Origin of the sequence: Streptococcus australis (genome assembly GCF_047463015.1) — a bacterium.
Lineage (GTDB): Bacteria > Bacillota > Bacilli > Lactobacillales > Streptococcaceae > Streptococcus > Streptococcus australis_F.
Genome location: NZ_JASHER010000007.1, coordinates 47810 through 69753, shown reverse-complemented (window position 1 = coordinate 69753; position 21944 = coordinate 47810). Strand labels below are relative to the sequence as shown.

The 21944-nt window shown below is 39.3% G+C and carries 20 protein-coding genes and 1 other annotated feature; all 20 genes read left to right on the top strand.

Annotated features, from left to right (window positions below):
- The first annotated feature begins 8 nt into the window (after positions 1–8).
- The 20 genes from QM873_RS07515 (at position 9) to QM873_RS07420 (ending at position 21664) form a co-directional block, all read left to right on the top strand.
- On the top strand, positions 9–539 hold the full coding sequence (locus QM873_RS07515) for a DUF308 domain-containing protein (protein WP_006597344.1): 531 nt from the start codon (positions 9–11) through the stop codon (positions 537–539).
- A 134-nt stretch (positions 540–673) separates the two neighbouring features.
- Positions 674–1633: an ROK family glucokinase gene (locus QM873_RS07510; RefSeq protein WP_414279092.1), complete on the top strand. Its 960-nt coding sequence runs from the start codon at positions 674–676 to the stop codon at positions 1631–1633.
- Positions 1634–1727: 94 nt separating this feature from the next.
- The gene (locus tag QM873_RS07505) at positions 1728–2567 is read left to right on the top strand and encodes a thymidylate synthase (RefSeq protein ID WP_414279091.1); all 840 of its coding nucleotides are present in this window, start codon (positions 1728–1730) and stop codon (positions 2565–2567) included.
- A 238-nt stretch (positions 2568–2805) separates the two neighbouring features.
- Positions 2806–10128: a CshA/CshB family fibrillar adhesin-related protein gene (locus QM873_RS07500; protein WP_414279090.1), complete on the top strand. Its 7323-nt coding sequence runs from the start codon at positions 2806–2808 to the stop codon at positions 10126–10128.
- Positions 10129–10277: 149 nt separating this feature from the next.
- A complete protein-coding gene (locus tag QM873_RS07495) occupies positions 10278–10790 on the top strand; it encodes a dihydrofolate reductase (protein ID WP_023023315.1) in 513 nt (170 codons plus the stop codon).
- A gap of 210 nt (positions 10791–11000) precedes the next feature.
- Positions 11001–12233: an ATP-dependent Clp protease ATP-binding subunit ClpX gene (clpX, locus tag QM873_RS07490; RefSeq protein WP_023023314.1), complete on the top strand. Its 1233-nt coding sequence runs from the start codon at positions 11001–11003 to the stop codon at positions 12231–12233.
- 11 nt (positions 12234–12244) lie between these two features.
- Entirely contained in the window at positions 12245–12838 is a 594-nt protein-coding gene (gene yihA / locus QM873_RS07485) for a ribosome biogenesis GTP-binding protein YihA/YsxC (RefSeq protein ID WP_414279089.1), read from the top strand.
- A gap of 149 nt (positions 12839–12987) precedes the next feature.
- Positions 12988–13686 carry a glucosaminidase domain-containing protein gene (locus tag QM873_RS07480; protein WP_117744283.1) on the top strand — a complete coding sequence of 233 codons (699 nt, stop codon included), beginning with the start codon at positions 12988–12990 and terminating at the stop codon, positions 13684–13686.
- Positions 13687–13876: 190 nt separating this feature from the next.
- Entirely contained in the window at positions 13877–14674 is a 798-nt protein-coding gene (locus QM873_RS07475; RefSeq protein ID WP_313965710.1) for a formate/nitrite transporter family protein, read from the top strand.
- A gap of 63 nt (positions 14675–14737) precedes the next feature.
- Positions 14738–14873 (top strand) — a sequence feature (ribosomal protein L10 leader region).
- Between the two features lie 39 nt (positions 14874–14912).
- Positions 14913–15413, top strand: coding sequence for a 50S ribosomal protein L10 (gene rplJ, locus QM873_RS07470; protein WP_414279088.1), 501 nt, complete (start codon positions 14913–14915; stop codon positions 15411–15413).
- 76 nt (positions 15414–15489) lie between these two features.
- On the top strand, positions 15490–15858 hold the full coding sequence (gene rplL, locus QM873_RS07465; RefSeq protein WP_001196965.1) for a 50S ribosomal protein L7/L12: 369 nt from the start codon (positions 15490–15492) through the stop codon (positions 15856–15858).
- 201 nt (positions 15859–16059) lie between these two features.
- The gene (locus QM873_RS07460) at positions 16060–16233 is read left to right on the top strand and encodes a hypothetical protein (RefSeq protein WP_261813734.1); all 174 of its coding nucleotides are present in this window, start codon (positions 16060–16062) and stop codon (positions 16231–16233) included.
- A complete protein-coding gene (locus QM873_RS07455; RefSeq protein WP_414279087.1) occupies positions 16230–17009 on the top strand; it encodes a replication initiator protein A in 780 nt (259 codons plus the stop codon). The genes QM873_RS07460 and QM873_RS07455 overlap by 4 nt, the downstream gene beginning before the upstream one ends.
- Positions 17010–17107: 98 nt before the next feature.
- On the top strand, positions 17108–18466 hold the full coding sequence (gene dcm / locus QM873_RS07450) for a DNA (cytosine-5-)-methyltransferase (protein WP_414279086.1): 1359 nt from the start codon (positions 17108–17110) through the stop codon (positions 18464–18466).
- Positions 18450–18899 (top strand): hypothetical protein, encoded by a 450-nt coding sequence (locus QM873_RS07445; protein WP_049512260.1) that lies wholly within the window; start codon positions 18450–18452, stop codon positions 18897–18899. Before dcm ends, QM873_RS07445 begins: the two co-directional genes overlap by 17 nt.
- Positions 18892–19272, top strand: a complete 381-nt coding sequence (locus tag QM873_RS07440; RefSeq protein ID WP_022524954.1) for a thioredoxin domain-containing protein — start codon at positions 18892–18894, stop codon at positions 19270–19272. Before QM873_RS07445 ends, QM873_RS07440 begins: the two co-directional genes overlap by 8 nt.
- Positions 19273–19284: 12 nt before the next feature.
- On the top strand, positions 19285–19518 hold the full coding sequence (locus tag QM873_RS07435; protein WP_000840776.1) for a hypothetical protein: 234 nt from the start codon (positions 19285–19287) through the stop codon (positions 19516–19518).
- Between the two features lie 2 nt (positions 19519–19520).
- Positions 19521–20108: a CPBP family intramembrane glutamic endopeptidase gene (locus QM873_RS07430; RefSeq protein ID WP_049512264.1), complete on the top strand. Its 588-nt coding sequence runs from the start codon at positions 19521–19523 to the stop codon at positions 20106–20108.
- Between the two features lie 129 nt (positions 20109–20237).
- On the top strand, positions 20238–20828 hold the full coding sequence (locus QM873_RS07425; protein WP_000227919.1) for a type IV toxin-antitoxin system AbiEi family antitoxin domain-containing protein: 591 nt from the start codon (positions 20238–20240) through the stop codon (positions 20826–20828).
- Positions 20828–21664, top strand: a complete 837-nt coding sequence (locus tag QM873_RS07420) for a nucleotidyl transferase AbiEii/AbiGii toxin family protein (RefSeq protein ID WP_000492399.1) — start codon at positions 20828–20830, stop codon at positions 21662–21664. The genes QM873_RS07425 and QM873_RS07420 overlap by 1 nt, the downstream gene beginning before the upstream one ends.
- Positions 21665–21944 lie beyond the last annotated feature (280 nt).

The window sequence follows — 21944 nt, the reverse complement described above, 5'->3', positions numbered from 1 at the left end:
GAGGAAGAATGCATCATATTAGCAAATACAGTCTGTTATTGTCATCATTTTTATTTTGTGGCATTGGTTTTATTCTGTTTGTGAATCCAATCGAAAAAATTGCCACCTTTAGTTGGTTGATTTCTCTGGGTTTTTTCTTGATTTCAGTTTCGCGCTTATCACGTTACTACCGTCTACGGACCCAAGCGACCTTGTCGGATCCCTATTTATTTCAAAGTGTGGTCTCGCTAGTCTTTGCAGTCTATCTCTTACTATATGGCTACAAGACCTTGCCGATTGTCTTTCCGATCACACTCGGTATTTGGCTCTTGTATAAGTCTGCCTTGAGTTTGAAAAAGGCTCATTACCTTTCCAAACGATCTGAAGAATTATCCAAGAAATTTACATTTTGGGGCCTTATTCAACTGTTTACAGGATTGTTTCTCATTGTTAGTCCTCTATCTATTAGTGTCTTCTTGTTACATATTTTGGGATTGTTCTTCTTTATAATTGGCGTTCAATCCTTGAGACTCTTTTTAAAACTTCATAACGAAGAGTAAAGAAATCTGTCTGTGTTTTTGCAGACAGGTTCTTTTTTTGCAAATGAAATTGAGAGAATTCTTGAAAAACAATTGAAACCCTTTTCACATTTTGGTATACTAGTGTCAAGAGAATAGGAACAAAGGAGTATAAAATGTCCAAAAAAATTATTGGTATTGACTTAGGTGGAACATCTGTTAAATTTGCCATTTTGACGCAAGAAGGAGAGATTCAAGAGAAGTGGTCTATCAAGACCAACATCCTTGACGAAGGAAGCCACATCGTTCCTGATATCATCGCTTCCATTCAACACCACTTGGAGTTGTTAAACTTATCCGCAGAAGATTTTATTGGAATTGGGATGGGATCTCCTGGTGCAGTGGATCGCTTCGAAGGAACTGTCGTTGGAGCTTACAACCTTAACTGGAAAACTGTACAGCCTATCAAGAAAGATATTGAATCTGCCTTGGGAATTCCTTTCTTCATCGATAATGATGCCAACGTAGCTGCCCTTGGGGAACGTTGGAAAGGTGCTGGTGAAAACCAACCGGATGTCGTCTTCATGACACTTGGAACTGGTGTTGGCGGGGGTATTGTAGCAGAAGGAAAACTCTTGCACGGTGCTGGTGGTGTAGCTGGTGAGCTTGGCCATATCACAGTAGACTTTGATCGTCCATTTGATTGTACCTGTGGTAAGAAAGGTTGCTTGGAAACAGTGGCTTCAGCGACCGGGATTGTCAATTTGACTCGTCGTTATGCAGATGAATATGCAGGAGATGCAGAGTTGAAACGCTTGATTGACGATGGAGAAGATGTCACGGCTAAGACAGTCTTTGATCTTGCTAAAGATGGAGATGAGTTGGCCTTGATTGTCTACCGTCATTTCTCTCAATACTTGGGGATTGCTTGTGCCAACATCGCTAGTGTTTTGAACCCAGCCAACATTGTCATTGGTGGTGGTGTATCAGCAGCCGGTCAATTCCTCTTGGATGGGGTTCAAAAGGTCTTTGATGAAAATACCTTCCCACAAGTTCGGACCTCAACCCAACTGGTACTTGCTAATCTTGGAAATGATGCAGGTGTGATTGGAGCTGCATCACTTGTCCTACAATAGAATCATACAGAAAGAGTTTTAAATTGAATTATTTAGAACTCTTTTTATTTATCCTGTGTTATAATGTAGGTATTAAAGTATCTAAGGAGGTTTAATGACACAAGCAGATATCCTTTTTAAAGAGAATATTCGTAAAATTATGGAAGAAGGCGTCTGGTCTGAGCAGGCTCGGCCTAAGTACAAGGACGGCAGAACGGCTAATTCCAAGTACATCACTGGGGCTTTTATGGAGTTTGATCTGGCCAAGGGCGAGTTCCCTATTACGACCCTTCGTCCTATCGCCATCAAGTCAGCCATCAATGAGATGCTCTGGATCTACCAGGACCAGTCCAATAGTCTGGAACTCCTAAATAACAAGTACCAAGTTCATTATTGGAATGACTGGGAAGTTGGGGATACGGGAACGATTGGAGAGCGTTATGGTGCTGTCGTTAAAAAGCACGACATCATCAACAAAATTCTCAAACAGCTGGAAGCCAATCCCTGGAATCGTCGCAATATCATTTCTCTATGGGACTACCAAGCCTTTGAGGAGAGCGAAGGACTCTTACCTTGTGCTTTTCAAACCATGTTTGATGTACGTCGTGTCGATGGGGAAATCTATCTGGATGCGACCTTGACTCAACGTTCGAATGACATGTTGGTAGCGCACCATATCAATGCCATGCAATACGTGGCTCTTCAAATGATGATTGCCAAGCACTTTGGCTGGAAGGTTGGCAAGTTCTTTTACTTTATTAACAACCTCCACATCTATGATAACCAATTCGAACAGGCAGAAGAATTACTTCGGCGCGAGCCATCTGATTGCCAGCCTCGTTTGGTATTGAACGTACCAGATGGCACCAATTTCTTTGAGATTAAAGCCGAGGACTTTTTTTTGGAAGATTATGATCCAGTCAAACCTCAATTGAAGTTTGATTTGGCTATTTAGGCTTTAAACAAAAAATCGCTAAATAAATAGGAAGAAAGTTTAAGTTTTTTCATAAAAATGAACCATACTTCCCATTATTTAAATTTAATGTTTAGTAATATCATCAAAAATTTTAAAAATGATTAGTTTTTTGAGTCATTTCACTTTGATATTTTTAACTAATCTGATAGAATATATAAGGTTTAAAATATAGGCCAATAAATTAGCTTATTAAATGTAAAAAATTATGGAGGAAAATATGGGCAAAGATTTATTTAATGATCGCATTAGCAGATTTTCGATTCGTAAATTGAATGTCGGAGTTTGCTCTGTCCTTTTAGGAACACTCGTTATGGTTGGTACAGCGTCTAGCGTAGCAGCCGAAGAAAACGCAGAGAACCCAGCAACTGTTGCAAAGGCAACAGAAGAAGGGGCTCAACCTGCTACAACAACAGAAGCTGCTGCTTCTACGACAACTGAAGCACCCACTACAACAAGTGAAGCTTCAACTTCAACTACAACTGCAGCTACAACTTATAATGCTGAAGCACCAGTAACTGCTACAAGTGCAACACCAGTAACAACTACTGAACCAACAACTACAGCTACTACTGAAGATAAGGCGGCTGTAGCAACTCCTGCAGCAGCAGAAGCTTCAACAAACCCTAACAACAAGGCAACTGAAGCAGCTGCAACAGATAAGAAAGAAGAAGTGGCTGCAGGTGTGGAAGCACCAGCAACTGAAACTCCTGCTGTAACAGCAGAAACTTCTGGCAAACGCCGTACTCGTCGTGCTCTCGGTGACGCAAATGATCCAAGTTTGATTGGGGATGACGTTGAAGACGCAACATCAACTCCAAAGGTTGAAAAACCAGGATATACAACAGACCTTGACGCAAAATCTTTGACTAGCCAGATTACATGGTTGGACTTTGGAGATGTAGCCAACTGGACAGGAACCACTACGACATTAGTACCTGCCGCCGAAACTAAACCAACTGAAAACTTACAAGAGAAAATGGCTCTTCAAGTTGGGGCTACCTATACTAAGGAAATCATGCCTGGATATGTGGTAACCATCAAAGTTAAGTCTTTGAAACCCTTCCAAGCAACAGAAATCTATAAGAAGCGACTAGAAAGCCAAGGAGCTACTGACGCAGAAAAAGCAACCTATGATCCAAATGCTCGAAACGGTTTTGTCAATAATTCAAGTTCACCTACTTCTAAGTTACATTTCAATAACGGTGATGAGGCCATGATTACCGCAGAGCCTCAAAATGGTTATACCGAAATTAGACATGAAGGAATTGATACCAAAGCCAAGAAGACAACCATTGCTTCAGCGATAAATGGTGGAAATATCGGAGTTCAGTTTGAAATCTCTGCAACCTTCCGTGGTAAGACAGTTAAGCCAGCTATTGTTATGGCTGATGGAGAGTCTGCCAACCCTGGTGAATTTGTTATGTTCACTACCAACGGAGAAGGTTGGCAACATCTTGGAGAATGGAAAAAAGATTATAAAAGAGATAGTGTACCGTACATGATACAAGATACGGATAATCTTTTTGGCCCTAACCCTACTACTACTATTAATGGTAAATCATTCTACGGAATTAACCTTAACCAACTTCGCGGGTCTACTTTAGTTGGCCCAGATAAGAAACCAGTCGCTTGGAAGTATTTTGGAAACCCTGACCAAGTAACTGGTGGTCTTGGGACTGGTGTCTTTGGGCCAAATATTTCTGCAGGCGTTTCCTCTGTTCCCCTTGTTATGACGCGTGGAGCATCTGAAGTGGGACTTTACATCGCTTCGGGTGGTAAACAGTCTGCTATGCTAGGGTTCTTCCCACTTGATGAAGGGGATGCTCCTGAGTCATATGGTAAAGCAGTCCATACCATTGCAACTGTTGACGGTGTTACTGGAGCTAAAGTAAATCAACCGTATCTTGGTAACGTGAGTCCTGATATGGATGAAAACACGACTCTTGACTGGTTCGGTGATGATAAGGCAACTACGGCCGATGAAGGAATTGACCAATTACTTCCAGATGAACTCAAAGGGACAACCAATGAGATGATCAAGATGGATCGTACACGCCCAGGGAACTACAAAATGTCAGTTCAAGCCCATTTGGATGGAGCTTCAGAAGCAAATATCTATGGTTGGGTAGACTTTAACCAAAATGGTAAATTCGATGAGGATGAACGCTCAAATCTCGCTACAATCACACAAGATGGCACTGTTGAGTTGACCTTCGCAAACAGTAAGACTTTTATTGATCCAAGTATCAACGAATTAGGTGCTCGTGTCCGGATTGCTAAGAAAGCAACTGAGATTGAAAGCCCAACGGGTATGGCTTTCTCAGGGGAAGTGGAAGACTTCAAGACTCAAATCACCCACCCACCAAAAGGGGAATTCAAGGAAACTTCTGGCCCTCAAGGTGCCAAACAAACAGCAACTGTAGCCTTTACAGCACGAGGAGAACACAAGTATCAACGTAACTCTCAGGCAGTTATCGACGAAACTGTAGAACCATACATCGTTGATAAAGATGGCAATCGTGCAACCCTTGATGCGGATGGTTATTACGTAGTTCCAGGTCAAGGGAAATACAAGATAACTGCCAACGGTAAAGACGTAGATGTTGAGTTTATCCCAGAAGATAACTTCCTTGGAACTGCAGATGGTATTTCTATCCGTCGTTCAGATAATAATGGCTATGATACTGGTTGGTCAACAAAATTCCCAGACCAAGAACCAAACATTGATGGTCAATTGAATACCATGGATGGTCTTTACATCCCAACAGTTACTCCTATTGATATTGAAGCTGTTGACAAGACATCGACTGATGTTCAAGGTGCAACTCAAAAAGAAACACCAACCTTTAACACAACTGAAACTAACGCAAATGGAGATAAGATTTCGGTCACTCCAAGTGCAGAATACCCTGCTAAGTTAGTAGATCCAGCAACAGGACTTTCTACTGATGCGCCATCTGTAACAGTAGATGGAGAAGGAACATATACGATCAATCCTACAACGGGCGAAGTAACCTTTACTCCAGATCCTAGCTTCACTGGTACTGCAAAAGGTGTGGAAGTTACATTGTCAGCGCCAGTTGGTCGCAATAAAGACGGTAAGGTTCAAGCGGAATACATCAAGACAGCTACAGCTAAGTACACTCCAACTGTAACTCCAATTGCCATCACTCCAACAGACAAGGTTTCTGAGGATATCCAAAATGTTCCACAAACTCAAACTCCTACATTTGAGTTGAGCAACGACAAGACTGCGAAAATCACAAGTAAGAAATTGGTAGATCCAGCAACTGGTCAACCTACTGATGAAACTACTGTGACAGTAGAAGGTGAAGGAACATATTCAATTGATCCTACTACAGGTGCGGTAACCTTCACTCCTGAGAAAGACTTTGTCGGAACTGCTAAAGGTGTTAAAGTCCAAGCAACTGCGACTGTTACAAATGCTAATGGTAAAACTGCAACTATCACTTCTGATGCAAGCTACACACCTACTGTAAAAGCAGCTGTGCCAACAGCAGATCCAGCTACATCTAAAGATATCCAAGGTGCTACTCAAACAGGTAAACCAACCTTTGCGGGTACAACTGTTTCTGTAAATGGTGAAGACAAAGAAATCACTATTAAAGATAACAGCTACAAACTTTTGGATAAAGATGGTAACGAAGTTTCAACTACAACAGCTTACGCGGAAGATGGAACAACACCAATCGGTACATTCACGATCGACCCAGCAACTGGAACTGTAACCTTCACACCAACTGATAAGTCTTACACAGGTAAAGTAACGCCTGTTAAGGTTCAAGCTGAAAGCTCAAACGGAATCAAGGTTGATACAACTTACACTCCAGAGATTGTTCCAGTAACACCAACTGCAACACCAGCTGAAACAAAAGACATCCAAGGTGCTACTCAAACAGGTAAACCTGAATTTAAGGGTGGAACTGTAACGGTTGATGGCGTTGAAAAGACTGTTGAAATCAACGAAGATGTTCCAGCAACATTCGATGACGGTTCAACAACTAAGACCGTTGAAGGTGTTGGTACATACACAGTAGCTCCAGACGGCACTGTTACATTTGTACCAGAAAAATCATTCGTCGGAACTGCACCAGCAGTGACAGTTGTCCGCGAAGATAAGAACGGAACAAAAGCATCTGCAACTTATACACCAACTGTAACTCCAGTTAAACCAACTGCTACACCAGCAGAAACAACAGATATTCAAGGTGCCACTCAAACAGGTAAACCTGAATTTACTGCAGGTGATAGCCGTGTACCAATCAACGAGGATGTTCCAGCAACATTCGACGATGGATCAACCACTAAGACCGTTGAAGGTGTTGGTACTTACACAGTAGCACCAGACGGAACAGTAACATTTGTTCCAGAAAAATCATTCGTCGGAACTGCACCAGCAGTGACAGTTGTCCGCGAAGATAAGAACGGAACAAAAGCTTCTGCAACCTACACACCAACTGTAACTCCTGTTAAACCAACTGCTACACCAGCAGAAACAACAGATATTCAAGGTGCCACTCAAACAGGTAAACCTGAATTTACTGCAGGTGATAGCCGTGTACCAATCAACGAAGATGTTCCAGCAACATTCGACGACGGATCAACAACTAAGACCGTTGAAGGTGTTGGTACTTACACAGTAGCACCAGACGGAACAGTAACCTTCGTTCCAGAAAAATCATTCGTCGGAACTGCACCAGCAGTGACAGTTGTCCGCGAAGATAAGAACGGAACAAAAGCTTCTGCAACCTACACACCAACAGTTACACCTGTTAAACCGACAGCAACACCAGTTAAAACAACAGACATTCAAGGTGCTACTCAAACAGGTAAACCAGTATTTACTGAAGGTGATAGCCGTGTACCAATGAATGATGACGTTCCAGCAACATTTGACGATGGATCAACAACTAAGACAGTAGAAGGTGTTGGTACTTATACAGTAGCAGCAGACGGAACAGTGACTTTCGTTCCAGAAAAATCATTCGTCGGAACTGCTCCAGCAGTGACAGTTGTTCGCGAAGATAAGAACGGAACAAAAGCTTCTGCAACCTACACACCAACTGTAACTCCTGTAACACCAACAGCTGAAGATGCAACTACAACTGACAAACAAGGTCAAACACAAACTGGTAAACCAACCTTTACACCAGGTAATGAAAATGTCCCAATGGATGATGATACACCTGCAACCTTTGAAGATGGATCAACAACTAAGACAGTTGAAGGTGAAGGAACTTACACAGTAGCACCAGATGGAACTGTTACTTTCGTACCAGAAAAATCATTCACAGGAACAGCTACAGGCGTAACTGTGAAACGTGTTGATAAGAATGGTACACCAGTTACAGCTAAGTACACACCAACTGTAACTCCAGTAACTCCTACAGCAACTCCAGCTGAATCAGAAGCACCTCAAGGTGTGGTTCAAACTGGAACTGTAACCTTCACAGAAGGTGACCCAGTTGCACCAATCGACAAAGATACCATTACCCTTCTTGATGAAAACGGCCAACCAGCAGAATCAGTAGTTGCTAAGTCACCGGAAGGTAAAGAAATCGGTACTTTCACAGTCGATAAAGAAACAGGTGTTGTAACTTTCACACCAACTGATAAATCTTACTCAGGTGAAGTCGTTCCAGTTAAGGTTCAAGCTAAAGACGCTAACGCAACAGCTGTAGAAACAACCTACACACCTAAGATTACTCCAGTCGTACCAACAGCTGAGCCTGTAACATCTACAGACATCCAAGGTAAAACACAAACAGGTACACCAACCTTCACACCTGGTAACCCTGCAATCCCAATGGATGATGATACACCAGCAACCTTTGAAGATGGATCAACTACGAAGACCATTCCAGGTGAAGGAACTTACACAGTTGCTCCAGACGGAACAGTAACCTTCGTACCAGAAAAATCATTCACAGGAACAGGTACAGGCGTAACTGTGAAACGTGTTGATAAGAACGGTACTCCAGTTACTGCAACTTACACACCAACTGTAACACCGGTAACACCAACAGGTACTCCAGCAGTATCTACTGATGTACAAGGTGCAACTCAAACAGGTAAACCTGAATTCACTGAAGGTGACAGCCGTGTACCATTGAACGATGAAGTTCCAGCAACATTTGATGATGGCTCAACTACGAAGACAGTTGAAGGTGTTGGTACTTATACTGTAGCTCCAGATGGAACAGTAACCTTCGTACCAGAGAAATCATTTGTCGGAACTGCACCAGCAGTGACAGTGGTTCGTGAAGATGTGAACGGAACAAAAGCTTCTGCGACCTACACACCAACTGTAACTCCTGTAACACCAACTGCTGAACCTGCTACTTCTACAGACATCCAAGGTCAAACACAATCTGGTAAACCAACCTTCACACCAGGTAACCCAAGTGTGCCAATGGATGATGAAGTTCCAGCAACCTTCGAAGATGGTTCAACTACTAAAGTTATTCCAGGTGAAGGAACTTACACAGTAGCACCAGATGGAACTGTTACTTTCGTACCAGAAAAATCATTCACAGGAACAGGTACAGGCGTAACTGTGAAACGTGTTGATAAGAACGGTACACCAATTACAGCTACTTACACACCAACTGTGACTCCAGTTGCACCAACAGGAGAACCAGTTACTTCAATTGGTAAGAAGGGTGCTACTCAAACAGGTAAACCAAGCTTCACCGAAGGTGACAGCCGTGTACCAATGAACGACGAAGTTCCAGCAACCTTTGAAGATGGCTCAACTACGAAGACGATTCCAGGTGTTGGTACTTACACAGTAGCAGCAGACGGAACTGTAACTTTCACTCCAGAACCTGAATTTACTGGTACTGCACCAGCAGTGACAGTAGTTCGTGAAGATGTGAACGGAACAAAAGCTTCTGCAACTTATACACCGACTGTTCTTCCAATCACTAAGTTTGTTGATAAAGAAGGTAAGGAAATCCCAGGATATCCTACAGTTGATGGAGAAGAGCCAAAAGCTGAAATTCCAGGTTACCATTTCGTTGAAACCAAGAAATTACCTAATGGTGATACAGAGCACGTCTACGAGAAAGTTACAACTTCACACGTAGATGAAAATGGAAAACCAATTCCTGGTTATCCAACAGAAGATGGTGAGCAACCGAAGAAAGATATTCCAGGTTACGAGTTTGTTAAGACAATTGTAGATGAGAACGGTAATACTCAACACATTTACAAGAAGACGGTGACACCAACACCAACACCGACTCCTACACCAACTCCAACACCAACACCAACTCCGGTTCCTACACCAACACCAACACCGACTCCAGATCCAGTTCCAACTCCAGATCCAGTTCCAACTCCAGATCCAAAACCAGTTCCAGAAACTAAGGAAACTAAATTTATCAATCCATCTGATGAAACAGCAGTTCTTCCTGAAACTGGTACTGAGGAAACTTCTAAAACTGGTCTTGCTATTCTTAGCGCCTTGACAGGTCTCTCATTATTCGGACTTGCTAAACGCAAAAAAGAAGACTAAGATCTAGGATTTGTCTCATTAAAACCGCGAGAAATCGCGGTTTTTTTGAGGGAAAAAATGGGAAGTTTTGCTCAAGGAAGCAATAGTTAGAAACAGTCTTTTCTTGAAAAATTTGATAAAATAGAAGTATCAGTATAAAGGATGTAAAAATGAGTAAGAAAGTAATTGGCATTTGGGCTCAGACGAAGAGTGGAGTGATCGGCAAAGATCAGGTCATGCCTTGGCATTTACCTGCTGAATTGCAGCACTTTAAACAAACGACTACAGGCCATGCGATCCTCATGGGAAGAGTTACCTACGAAGGTTTAAACAAACGCGTCCTCCCAAATCGGACCAATATCATTCTCTCTAGAGATGACAAGTATGATGTAGAGAATGAAAAGGTTTTGCTAAAAACCTCAGTTGAAGACGTTTTAAACTGGTATAAGGGACAGGATTTGTCACTCTTTATTATCGGTGGTGAGAAGGTCATCCGTCTTTTCGAGCCTCATCTAGAGGAGCTCTATCAGACTGTCATCGATGCCGAATTGGAAGGAGATACCTACTTCCCAGAAGATTTCCGGTGGGACCAGTTTCAATTATTAGACGAGCGGACATTCGAAAAAGATGAAAAAAACCCTTACGACTTTACTATTAGACATTTTGAAAGAAAGGAAGACTAGTTGATGGAACGTAGTATCTTTGGCTTTTTTACAGCAGTTTTATGCGTGATTTGCCTGGTATGTGCTTCCCAGACTCTTCGGAAAAAGCGCTATGGCTTAGCCACCCTCTTCTTATTAAATGCCTTTACTAATCTTGTGAATTCTATTCACGCCTTTTATATGACTTTATTTAAATAAATTACAAACAGACTATAGAATCGGGAGAAGAAAATGCCTACAAATCAATCAAACGATATGATGGTTTATTGTTCGTTTTGTGGTAAGAACCAAGACGAAGTACAGAAGATTATTGCTGGGAACAATGCCTTTATCTGTAATGAATGTGTTGAGTTAGCTCAAGAAATCATTCGAGAAGAATTAGCTGAGGAAGTCTTGGCAGACCTTTCAGAGGTTCCAAAACCAATCGAACTTCTCAATATCCTTAACCACTATGTCATCGGTCAAGATCGTGCTAAACGAGCACTAGCAGTAGCTGTCTACAATCACTACAAACGGATTAACTTCCACGAAAATCGTGAAGATGACAACGATGTGGATCTACAAAAATCAAACATTTTGATGGTCGGTCCTACAGGTTCAGGAAAAACTTTCTTAGCTCAAACGCTTGCTAAGAGTTTAAATGTGCCATTTGCCATCGCCGATGCAACAGCCTTGACAGAAGCGGGTTACGTCGGAGAAGACGTTGAGAACATCCTTCTTAAGCTCTTGCAAGCAGCTGATTTCAATATCGAACGTGCTGAGCGAGGCATCATCTATGTTGATGAAATCGATAAGATTGCCAAGAAGAGTGAGAACGTCTCGATTACTCGTGATGTATCTGGTGAAGGGGTACAGCAAGCCCTCTTGAAGATCATCGAGGGTACTGTAGCGAGTGTTCCACCTCAAGGCGGACGCAAGCATCCTCAACAAGAGATGATCCAAGTTGACACCAAAAACATTCTTTTCATCGTTGGTGGAGCCTTTGATGGAATTGAAGAAATTGTGAAACAACGTCTAGGTGAAAAGATTATTGGGTTTGGTCAAAACAACAAAGCCATTGATGAATCCAGCTCTTACATGCAAGAAATCATTGCAGAAGATATCCAAAAATTCGGTATTATTCCTGAGTTAATCGGTCGTCTTCCAGTTCTTGCTGCATTAGAGCAATTGACAGTGGATGACTTGGTTCGTATTTTGAAAGAACCAAGAAATGCCTTGGTGAAACAATATCAGGCTCTCTTATCCTTCGATGATGTTGAATTAGAATTTGATGACGAAGCGCTAGAAGAAATTGCAAGTAAAGCCATTGAACGCAAGACTGGTGCTCGCGGACTACGCTCCATCATCGAAGAAACTATGTTGGATGTGATGTTTGAAGTTCCAAGTCAAGAAGACGTCAAAATGGTTCGGATCACCAAAGAAGCAGTTAACGGAACTGAAAAACCAATTTTAGAAACTGCCTAGAAAGAAATTCTATGAAAGTAAATACTCATAATGCGGATATCCTCTTGAGTGCTGCTAATAAAAGCCATTATCCTCAAGATGATATCCCAGAAGTTGCACTTGCCGGTCGATCAAATGTCGGCAAGTCTTCTTTTATAAATACCATGCTAAATCGCAAGAACTTGGCCCGTACATCTGGAAAACCAGGAAAAACACAGTTGTTAAACTTTTTCAATATCGATGACAAACTTCGTTTTGTCGATGTACCCGGCTATGGGTATGCCCGTGTCTCCAAAAAAGAACGCGAGAAATGGGGCAAGATGATTGAAGAATATCTGACAACGAGAGAAAATTTAAGAGCGGTTGTCAGCTTGGTAGATCTTCGTCATGAACCCTCAGCAGATGATGTCCAGATGTACGAGTTTTTAAAATATTACGAGATTCCTGTTATCTTAGTTGCGACCAAAGCTGATAAAATTCCAAGAGGGAAATGGAACAAGCACGAATCCATGATTAAGAAGAAGTTGGATTTTGATAAATCAGATACCTTTATCATCTTTTCATCGGTTAATAAAACTGGAGTAGAAGAAGCTTGGGAATCAATTTTTGATTTTAGTTTTTCGTAATAAATCGTATTATTACTTGACTGTTATTAATTTGTTTGATTTATCTCGATATTGTAATTAAAATGTAATATTTAACTCAACATTTTAGGGTTTTTCTGTGCTATAATCATCTTAAAGACTATTCATTAAAACATTAGGAGATTATCACATTGAAAAAAATACTAAATAAATCGAAATTGATTGGATCATTAGTGGCTCTGGTTGCTGTAGGAACAGTAGCGGCAGCCATGAGTGAGCATGTAGGGAATGTTGGGGCTAACGACGAGGCTTATTCTCAATACGCAGATCCAACAGAAGCTTTCATCTCACAAATCGGTGAATCTGCTCGTCAACTTGGTCAAGAAAATGATCTTTATGCATCTGTTATGATTGCTCAAGCCATCTTAGAAAGTGGATCAGGTCAATCTGGTTTGTCATCGTATCCACACTATAACCTTTTTGGTATTAAGGGGAGCTATGCAGGTCAATCAGCAGTGATGCAGACTTGGGAAGATGATGGTAATGGAAATGCCTATACAATCAATGATGCTTTCCGTTCATACCCTAGCTACTATGAATCATTACAAGACTACGTTGCAGTTTTGAAACAAGGTCATTTTGCAGGAGCTTGGAAGAGCAATACAACAAGCTATCAGGATGCAACAGCTGCTTTAACGGGTGTTTATGCTACTGACACTAGTTACTATGCAAAATTGAACCACATTATTGAAGCTTACAATCTTACTCAATATGATTCACCAAGTGTTTATGGTGGATATGAAGGGACAGTTTACAACCCTTATCGCCAACAATATACGACCCAAGAAATCTTGAACTTGGATATCGCTTGGGCGAATCGTTTCTTATAATATATGAATTAAATTGAATTATAAACAGACTATCATAGTCTGTTTTTTTATTTCATCGTTTTAAATCGTTTTATTTATATTTGTTGTGGAACCCAGTATTTTTATTTAAATTTTTCTGAAAGCCTTTTCAGGAATTCCATTCTATGATATAATGAAGAAGTTCACAAATTCAATATATAAGGAGATTCAGATGGGAGAATCAAATTTTGTTCTTAAGGTAGAAGCAGCATGTCAGAAGAAGGAAGAATTATATACGGCTTCTAAAGCTCGTTATGCCGTTCGCTCTATGTTTGCAGGTGCGTTTTTGACAATGAGTACTGCAGTAGGGGTTGTGGGGGCAGACCTTCTTAACACCTTCTTGCCAGGTTCTGGGCGTTTCTTATTCCCATTTATTTTTGCGTGGGGATTGGTTTATTTACTATTCTTAAATAGTGAGCTAACGACTTCCAATATGATGTACCTTACAGCTGGTGTTTATTTAAAGAAGATTAATTGGAAGAAAGCTTTAGAAATTTTACTCTATTGTACATTCTTTAACCTAGTCGGTGCTTTGTTCCTGGCTTTCCTCTTTTCACAGACTAGTGCATTTTCAAATCTTAATCCAAAAGGCTTCCTTGGCTCGGTTGTTGAGATGAAGCTCCAACGTTCGAATCAATTGGTCTTTTTCGAAGGAGTTATTGCCAACATCTTCGTTAACATAGCGATCTTATCCTACCTTTTCTTTAAAGATGAAACAGCGAAAGTTCTGATGGCTTTGTCAGCTATTTATATGTTTGTCTTTCTTACAAATGAACACATTGCGGCAAACTTTGCTTCTTTCTCACTGGCTACCTTTAATTCTATTTCTAAAGATTTGCCTCACTTGGAGTTCTTCAATATTCTTCGTCATTACGCTGTTACTTTTGTAGGTAACTGGGTAGGAGGAGGAGTGCTCATGGGCTTGGCCTATGCATGGCTCAATCGTACCAAGACTATTTATAAAGATTAAATATTTTTTAAAAAAAGTTTGCAAAAATACTTGCATTCTTTTTTTTTATGTGATACACTAAATAACGGTTTGAAAAAACTGCCTAAGACAGTAGGGGAGCTAGACTCATAAATATCCTACCGAGGACAAAACGTATCATGTAAAAAGAAGCGTATTGTACTTTCGTGTCTAGGTTTGGGCGCGTTTTTCTTTTTGGAAAAATTTCCCAAGCAAAATAATTACGGAGGTGAACACACTAATGAGTGAAGCAATTATTGCTAAGAAAGCGGAACTAGTTGACGTAGTAGCTGAGAAAATGAAAGCTGCTGCATCAATCGTCGTTGTTGACGCTCGTGGTTTGACAGTTGACCAAGATACAGTTCTTCGTCGTGAGCTTCGTGGAAGCGAAGTTGAGTATAAAGTTATTAAAAACTCAATCTTACGTCGTGCAGCTGAAAAAGCTGGTCTTGAAGAATTGGCATCAGTATTTGTTGGACCATCTGCAGTAGCATTTTCTAACGAAGATGTTATCGCACCAGCGAAAATCTTGAACGACTTTGCTAAAAACGCTGACGCACTTGAAATCAAGGGTGGTGCAATTGAAGGCGCTGTCGCATCTAAAGAAGAGATCCTTGCTCTTGCAACTCTTCCAAACCGCGAAGGACTTCTTTCTATGCTCCTTTCTGTACTTCAAGCGCCAGTGCGCAACGTTGCTCTTGCAGTCAAAGCGGTTGCAGACAACAAAGAAGACGCAGCTTAATCTTAAGCTACGCAGCGTAGCCTAGCTACAAAAGAATATAAATAAAAAATTTAAAACTTATTTGGAGGAACTAACAATGGCATTGAACATTGAAAACATTATTGCTGAAATTAAAGAAGCTTCAATCCTTGAATTGAACGACCTTGTAAAAGCTATCGAAGAAGAATTTGGTGTAACTGCAGCTGCTCCTGTAGCTGTTGCTGCAGCTGGTGCTGCTGACGCTGGTGCTGCTAAAGATTCATTCGACGTTGAATTGACATCTGCAGGCGACAAGAAAGTCGGCGTTATCAAAGTTGTGCGTGAAATCACTGGTCTTGGTCTTAAAGAAGCTAAAGAACTTGTTGATGGAGCACCTGCACTTGTTAAAGAAGGTGTTGCTACAGCTGAAGCTGAAGAAATCAAAGCTAAATTGGAAGAAGCTGGAGCTTCAGTTACTCTTAAATAAGAGGCATATACCAATTAGAATTCGGAATACTATAGTATCAGCCTTTTAGAATCGTGAACACATTTTAGAAACTGATAAATTAATTTAGTTTCCTGCCAAAAACCCTACCAAAAATTAATTTGGCAGGGTTTTTCTTTTTAATAAAATTATTTTGGAGAACAGTTGAATATTGTTCTCCTTTTTTTATTTTCTGGAGGGAAAATGACAAAAGAATTACAATCATCACGCTATATTGTCATTTCATTTTTAGTACGTGAAATGGGAATTGACATTGTTGAAGCCATATCTCTTATGGCTGAATTAGAAAAAAGTGGCTTGATTCGATTGGAATCAAGTGGAGATTTAATACTCAAAGAACTTGGAGGAGCGCTATGAAACGAATTACCGCAAATCAATACCAAACTTCAGAACGGTATTATAAATTACCTAAAATTCTTTTTGAGGATGAGAAATATATGGATATGAAACTAGAAGTAAAGGTGGCTTATTCTATTTTAAAAGATCGTTTAGAATTATCTCTCAATCGTGGTTGGATAGATGAAGAAGGCGCGGTTTTTTTAGTATTTTCTAATTCTAAACTGATGAGGCTGTTAGGTTGTTCGAAGTCAAAATTACTGTCCATCAAAAAAACTCTTAAAGAATATGACTTAATTGATGAAGTTCAACAGTCTTCAAGTGAGAAAGGAAGACTAGCTAATAAGATTTATTTAGGAGAATTATCTTCTACCCCAGTAGATAATTCAAACAGGCCTAGTGTTAATAAAAGACTAGGGCAGGTTGAAAATGAAACGGCCCCCGTCTCATATTCAGCCCCTAGTGAGACTGAAGTTAGTGAGACTAAATATAGTGAGACTGATTCTTTATTTACTGAGGATGAGGAGGATAGGAATACTCATCCTATCTTGAAAAGAAAAGTAGAAAAGGTCACAAAATATGATCAAGATTATATTTGGGGATTGGTACAAGATCAATTTAGACGAGAAGGTTTTTCTGAAACAGCCAGTGAAATTGCTATGACTGATTTTGAGAGAATCTATCAGTATGCTCTTGACAATGTTCGCTTTGTTAGAAGAGCGGAAGTACTTGCTGAATTTGTGTTTAATGGCCTATATTCCGTTTGGAATAACCGTGTTAGAAAAGGAGGTGGTTAAATGTCACCAATCGAGTGGATATTAGTTATGCTCATTTTCATTTCAAGTGGTGTGACTCTTTGGACATTGATAGTCGATCAGAAAGGGGTGATAAAGAAATGAAATTTATTGATTTATTTTCAGGTATCGGTGGTTTTCGACTAGGAATGGAAAGTGTCGGACACGAGTGTATTGGATTTTGTGAGATTGATAAATTTGCTAGAGAATCTTATAAGTCCATTTTTCAAACGGAAGGAGAAATTGAATTTCATGACATACGAGATGTTTCAGATGACGAATTTAAAAAACTTAGAGGGAAAGTCGATGTCATCTGTGGGGGATTCCCTTGTCAAGCATTTTCAATCGCAGGAAGACGATTGGGATTTGAAGATACTAGAGGAACTTTGTTCTTTGAAATTGCTCGGGCGGCCAAACAAATCCAACCACGTTTTCTTTTTCTTGAAAATGTTAAAGGCCTACTCAATCACGATAAGGGACGGACGTTCACCACAATCCTTACCACACTTGATGAGTTGGGGTTTGATGTTGAGTGGCAGGTGCTTAACAGTAAGGATTTTGGCGTTCCCCAAAACAGAGAGAGGGTGTTTATTATCGGACATTCTAGAAAGAAAGGTACCAGACTCTTATTTCCTTTCAGACGAGAAGGTCAAGCAACTAACTCTGAGACTTTGAAAGCACTAGGAAATTTGAATCCATCAAGAAGTGGAATGAGTGGTAAAGTCTATTATTCAGAAGGTCTTGCGCCAACCTTAGTTCGTGGAAAAGGAGAAGGATTTAAAGTTGCGATTCCTTGTATGACACCAGACAGATTGGAAAAAAGACAAAATGGTAGACGTTTCAAGGATAATCAAGAGCCAATGTTTACTTTAAATACTCAGGATCGCCATGGTATTGTCGTTGTTGGAGATTTACCAACTAGCTTTAAGGAAACTGGTCGCGTCTATGGAAGTGAGGGCTTATCTCCAACACTGACTACGATGCAAGGTGGAGATAAAATCCCCAAAATACTGATTCCAGAACCAATCCAATTTCTAAAAGTCCGGGAAGCAACGAAAAAAGGATACGCTCAAGCAGAAATAGGAGATTCAATCAATTTGGAAAGACCAAGTTCTCAGTATCGTCGTGGTAGAGTTGGAAAAGGTATAGCGAATACGTTAACAACTAGTGGTCAAATGGGAGTAGTAGTTGCTAGTTATGAAGGAGAAGATAAACAAGTTTATCATGTAGCCGGTGTATTAATAGATGGACAATTTTACCGTTTGAGAATACGACGAATCACTCCTAAAGAGTGTTTTCGCCTGCAGGGCTTTCCTGATTGGGCTTTTGAAGCTGCTAGAAAAGTCTCTAGTAATAGTCAGCTCTATAAACAAGCTGGTAATAGTGTAACCGTTCCTGTGATTGCCGCAATCGCAAAGAAATTAAAAGAAATAGAGGAAAAAGATGAAAGCATTAAATAAAGAATCAATACTAGATTGTGATGAATTAGAAACAGAATTACATGATGCAGAAATCAAACAGCTGGATGAACAATTATTTTTGATACCCAATTATCCATGTGAGTTTGAAGTAACATTTTTAGATGATTACCATAAAAAACACAACTACCCACTATTTTACGAGTCCTATCTTCAAAACGTTATGGAATTCCTTGAAAGTCAAGACATAAAGAATGGGGTTGATGCCTTTGTAGATGATCATCAAAATCTCGTTTTTATTTTATATGGACAAGGCTATCGAGCCGAGGGAAAAGAGGGAATACTTACAACCCAAGTAACTGTAAAAGCCTATGATGAAGACAAGAAATCAATTAACTTCTCAGACCTATTAGATTCCTTAATCGTCTCAGAATATCAAATGCAACCGAATCTTTGGGAGGTCTCCCATGATTGATCTCTATCTAAGTAAAAATAACCATAGAAATCAACTTCTTTTAGATTTCTTTCAAAACTACGGAATAGAGGTATCTTGTCATTCGATTTCTGAAATGACAAAGGACAAATTAATTGAGATGATGAGCTATTCTTCAGATTGTTTTGAGTTTTTATCTCCTAATTTATTACGATTTAAGAACCGTGACAATCTAAGATTAACGGATTTCATTGAAATGATATTAAAAAATCCTGAACTAACTATCAGACTTCCTCTTGCGGTTTCAAATAAGAGAGTTTATCCAAATCTGAATCTAGAGGAGGCTAGAGCTTTATTGCCAAGAGATACGAAACAATTGATTTACATGGAACAAACACATTATTTATCTAGTTAAAGGAGAAGAAATATGGCTGAACGATTTTGGGAGAACTTGTCCATTATTTTGGCTGAAAGGAATATCAGCTGGATTGAGTTAACCAGAAAAATGTTTGCGGGAGAGTTTCACTATCCAAGTGAATTGAATCGTTTGTATCAAAAGATACGCCACTACAAGATGGAACAACGAATGCCTCAAAGTCCATGGGTAGAAAGGATTGTGCAGGTATTAGATTTAGATTATGAAGATTTATTTCGGAGGTAACTATGAAAAGAATAATTCCAGTTTATATATTCCAACAAGTAAATGTCTTATTGGTATCCCTATACTTACTGAAATTGCTTTGTATTAGTGAGTTAACCATACTACAGATTCTCTATTGTGCGTCGCTCATTTCTTTTTTATGGATGTATGGTCAACGAAAACAAGTTGTCAAGGTCAATATGAAAACTAGGATGAAATGGCTTGGTATTGTATTCGTTAGCCTACTGATTATAAATCTATGTTTTAGCCTAATCCATGCTCAAGGAACTACGAATCAAGCAAACTTAATTGGCCTTCAACATCAAGTCCCTTGGTTTTCATTTTTATTGTTATTAATCAATGCGAGTATGGTTGAAGAATTTCTGTATCGAGAAATTTTATGGAACTTGGTTAGAAAATTAGATATTCGAGTTGCTTTGACAAGTATTTTATTTGCCTTAGCTCATCATCCAGGAACCATTTTAGCTTGGTGTTTGTATGTTTCACTTGGGATGTTTTTAGGGCTTGTGCGCTACAAATCGGACTTATGGGGCAGTATGGGGCTACATTTGGTGTGGAACCTATCAGTCTATGTCTTATTTTTTCTTTAATAATAGCTGGTCTGTCTTAAGCATGGATCAATTTTGAAATAAAAAAACTAAATGAATTGATTTTAAAGAAATAAAATGCTAACATATATAGTAGGTGTTAGCATTTTATTTCTAAGAAAGGAGAATGATATGGTTGATAAAAGAGAGAAACTGATGAACTCTTTCAATCAGTATGGTTTTTTAACTTTTAAACAAGTAATAGATGAAAATTTACACTACAAAACCTTATTAAAAATGGTTGCAGAAGGAAAAATCGATGCTGAAGAAAAAGGGTTATATCGCTTACCTGATATTTATTTAGATGAGTGGTTTGTCCTTCAGTATCGATTTCCAAAGGGAATCTTTTCTTTGGAGACAGCACTTTGGTTACATGGTTTATCTTTGACTATCCCTTTTAATATGACGATGAGTTTTCCTTATGGTACGAATACCAAAAACATTAAGGAAGCAGATATATGTCCTATTATTTTACGCTCTCACTATAGTGAAGGAATTATTGAAATAGAGCGCCTTCCTGGTCAATTTATTAAAGTTTATGAAGTTGAACGAGTTTTGGTTGAATGTCTAAGACCAGTTCATCAGGTGGATCTTCAAATTATTGCACCAGCGTTTAAAAAATATTTTCAACAAAATAAAATTCATTTACACAAATTATTTTATTATGCCCAGCTATTTAAAGTAACTGATAAGTTACAATCTTATACGGAGGTACTATCTTAATGTTTTCAAATGCGAATAGCTTTAAAGCAAAAATCAAAAACATTTCAAAAGATAAGGGAATTCCAGCTCAACAAGTACAACAACATTATTTAATTGAGCAAGTATTAAAGCTGATTTCTACTAGTTCTTATAGAGATTCCTTCATTGTAAAAGGAGGGTATCTAATAGGTCAAATGATTGGACTAGATAAGCGAACCACAATGGATTTAGATGTCACTCTGAAGGGAACCGAAATGAGCAGAGAAAATTTGATTCATATCTTTGAAGAGATTCTTTGTTCTAAAACTGATGGATTTTCATTTTCAGTAGATAAGCTAGAACCTATTCGCCAAGATGATGAATATGGAGGATTTTCATTAAAATTAAATGCAACTTTTGATACATTAAAGGAGGTTGTTTTTATTGATATTACTACTGGTGATAAGATTACACCAAGAGAAATTACTTATTCAATGACTTCTATCTTTACTAATGAAAGTATCAAGATATGGACATATAATCTAGAGACTGTACTTGCTGAAAAGTTAGAAACAATCATCAGTAGGGGATTAGCTTCGACACGCCCACGTGATCGATATGATCTTTTCACCTTGTATAAACTTAGAAAAGAAGAGATTAATCTAGAAGTATTAAAAAATGCACTTGAGAATACGGCAGAAAAACGTAAAAGTAAAGATACTATTTATAATTGGGAAGAACAAGTGAGAGGAATTGAAATTTCTGATTATCAGAAAGAGCTATGGATTCGTTATCAACGCCAATTTAAGTATGCTAAAGATATCTCATTTGATAACTCTGTTCAGGTCATTAGGGAAATTATGCAACAAATATTTTAGTACAAAAGCAACTCATTCGTAAAGCAGTGAGTTGCTTTTTTTATTCCAACAACCCCAAAAATGTGATAAAAATTTCAACTACTCTTATCTATAATAAAGCTACCTGTTCTTTGAAAATTGAATCCACTCCGTCTTGATTAGCGTGCCTGTGTAAGTAGGGACTGAGAGTATTTCCCTGTGAAGGGCAACTGGCACAAGACGTGTGTGAGAATTTTCTAACAGACACGGAGTTTATCGTTACCAGACTTAAACGATGCGACAAACTAGATAAAGGAGTTAA

Excerpts from the sequence above, each read along its gene's own strand:
- QM873_RS07515 (WP_006597344.1), top strand. The coding sequence starts at position 9 with ATGCATCATATTAGCAAATACAGTCTGTTATTGTCATCATTTTTATTT.
- QM873_RS07510 (WP_414279092.1), top strand. The coding sequence starts at position 674 with ATGTCCAAAAAAATTATTGGTATTGACTTAGGTGGAACATCTGTTAAA.
- QM873_RS07505 (WP_414279091.1), top strand. The coding sequence starts at position 1,728 with ATGACACAAGCAGATATCCTTTTTAAAGAGAATATTCGTAAAATTATG.
- QM873_RS07500 (WP_414279090.1), top strand. The coding sequence starts at position 2,806 with ATGGGCAAAGATTTATTTAATGATCGCATTAGCAGATTTTCGATTCGT.
- QM873_RS07495 (WP_023023315.1), top strand. The coding sequence starts at position 10,278 with ATGAGTAAGAAAGTAATTGGCATTTGGGCTCAGACGAAGAGTGGAGTG.
- clpX (WP_023023314.1), top strand. The coding sequence starts at position 11,001 with ATGCCTACAAATCAATCAAACGATATGATGGTTTATTGTTCGTTTTGT.
- yihA (WP_414279089.1), top strand. The coding sequence starts at position 12,245 with ATGAAAGTAAATACTCATAATGCGGATATCCTCTTGAGTGCTGCTAAT.
- QM873_RS07475 (WP_313965710.1), top strand. The coding sequence starts at position 13,877 with ATGGGAGAATCAAATTTTGTTCTTAAGGTAGAAGCAGCATGTCAGAAG.
- rplJ (WP_414279088.1), top strand. The coding sequence starts at position 14,913 with ATGAGTGAAGCAATTATTGCTAAGAAAGCGGAACTAGTTGACGTAGTA.
- rplL (WP_001196965.1), top strand. The coding sequence starts at position 15,490 with ATGGCATTGAACATTGAAAACATTATTGCTGAAATTAAAGAAGCTTCA.
- QM873_RS07460 (WP_261813734.1), top strand. The coding sequence starts at position 16,060 with ATGACAAAAGAATTACAATCATCACGCTATATTGTCATTTCATTTTTA.
- QM873_RS07455 (WP_414279087.1), top strand. The coding sequence starts at position 16,230 with ATGAAACGAATTACCGCAAATCAATACCAAACTTCAGAACGGTATTAT.
- dcm (WP_414279086.1), top strand. The coding sequence starts at position 17,108 with ATGAAATTTATTGATTTATTTTCAGGTATCGGTGGTTTTCGACTAGGA.
- QM873_RS07445 (WP_049512260.1), top strand. The coding sequence starts at position 18,450 with ATGAAAGCATTAAATAAAGAATCAATACTAGATTGTGATGAATTAGAA.
- QM873_RS07440 (WP_022524954.1), top strand. The coding sequence starts at position 18,892 with ATGATTGATCTCTATCTAAGTAAAAATAACCATAGAAATCAACTTCTT.
- QM873_RS07435 (WP_000840776.1), top strand. The coding sequence starts at position 19,285 with ATGGCTGAACGATTTTGGGAGAACTTGTCCATTATTTTGGCTGAAAGG.
- QM873_RS07430 (WP_049512264.1), top strand. The coding sequence starts at position 19,521 with ATGAAAAGAATAATTCCAGTTTATATATTCCAACAAGTAAATGTCTTA.
- QM873_RS07425 (WP_000227919.1), top strand. The coding sequence starts at position 20,238 with ATGGTTGATAAAAGAGAGAAACTGATGAACTCTTTCAATCAGTATGGT.
- QM873_RS07420 (WP_000492399.1), top strand. The coding sequence starts at position 20,828 with ATGTTTTCAAATGCGAATAGCTTTAAAGCAAAAATCAAAAACATTTCA.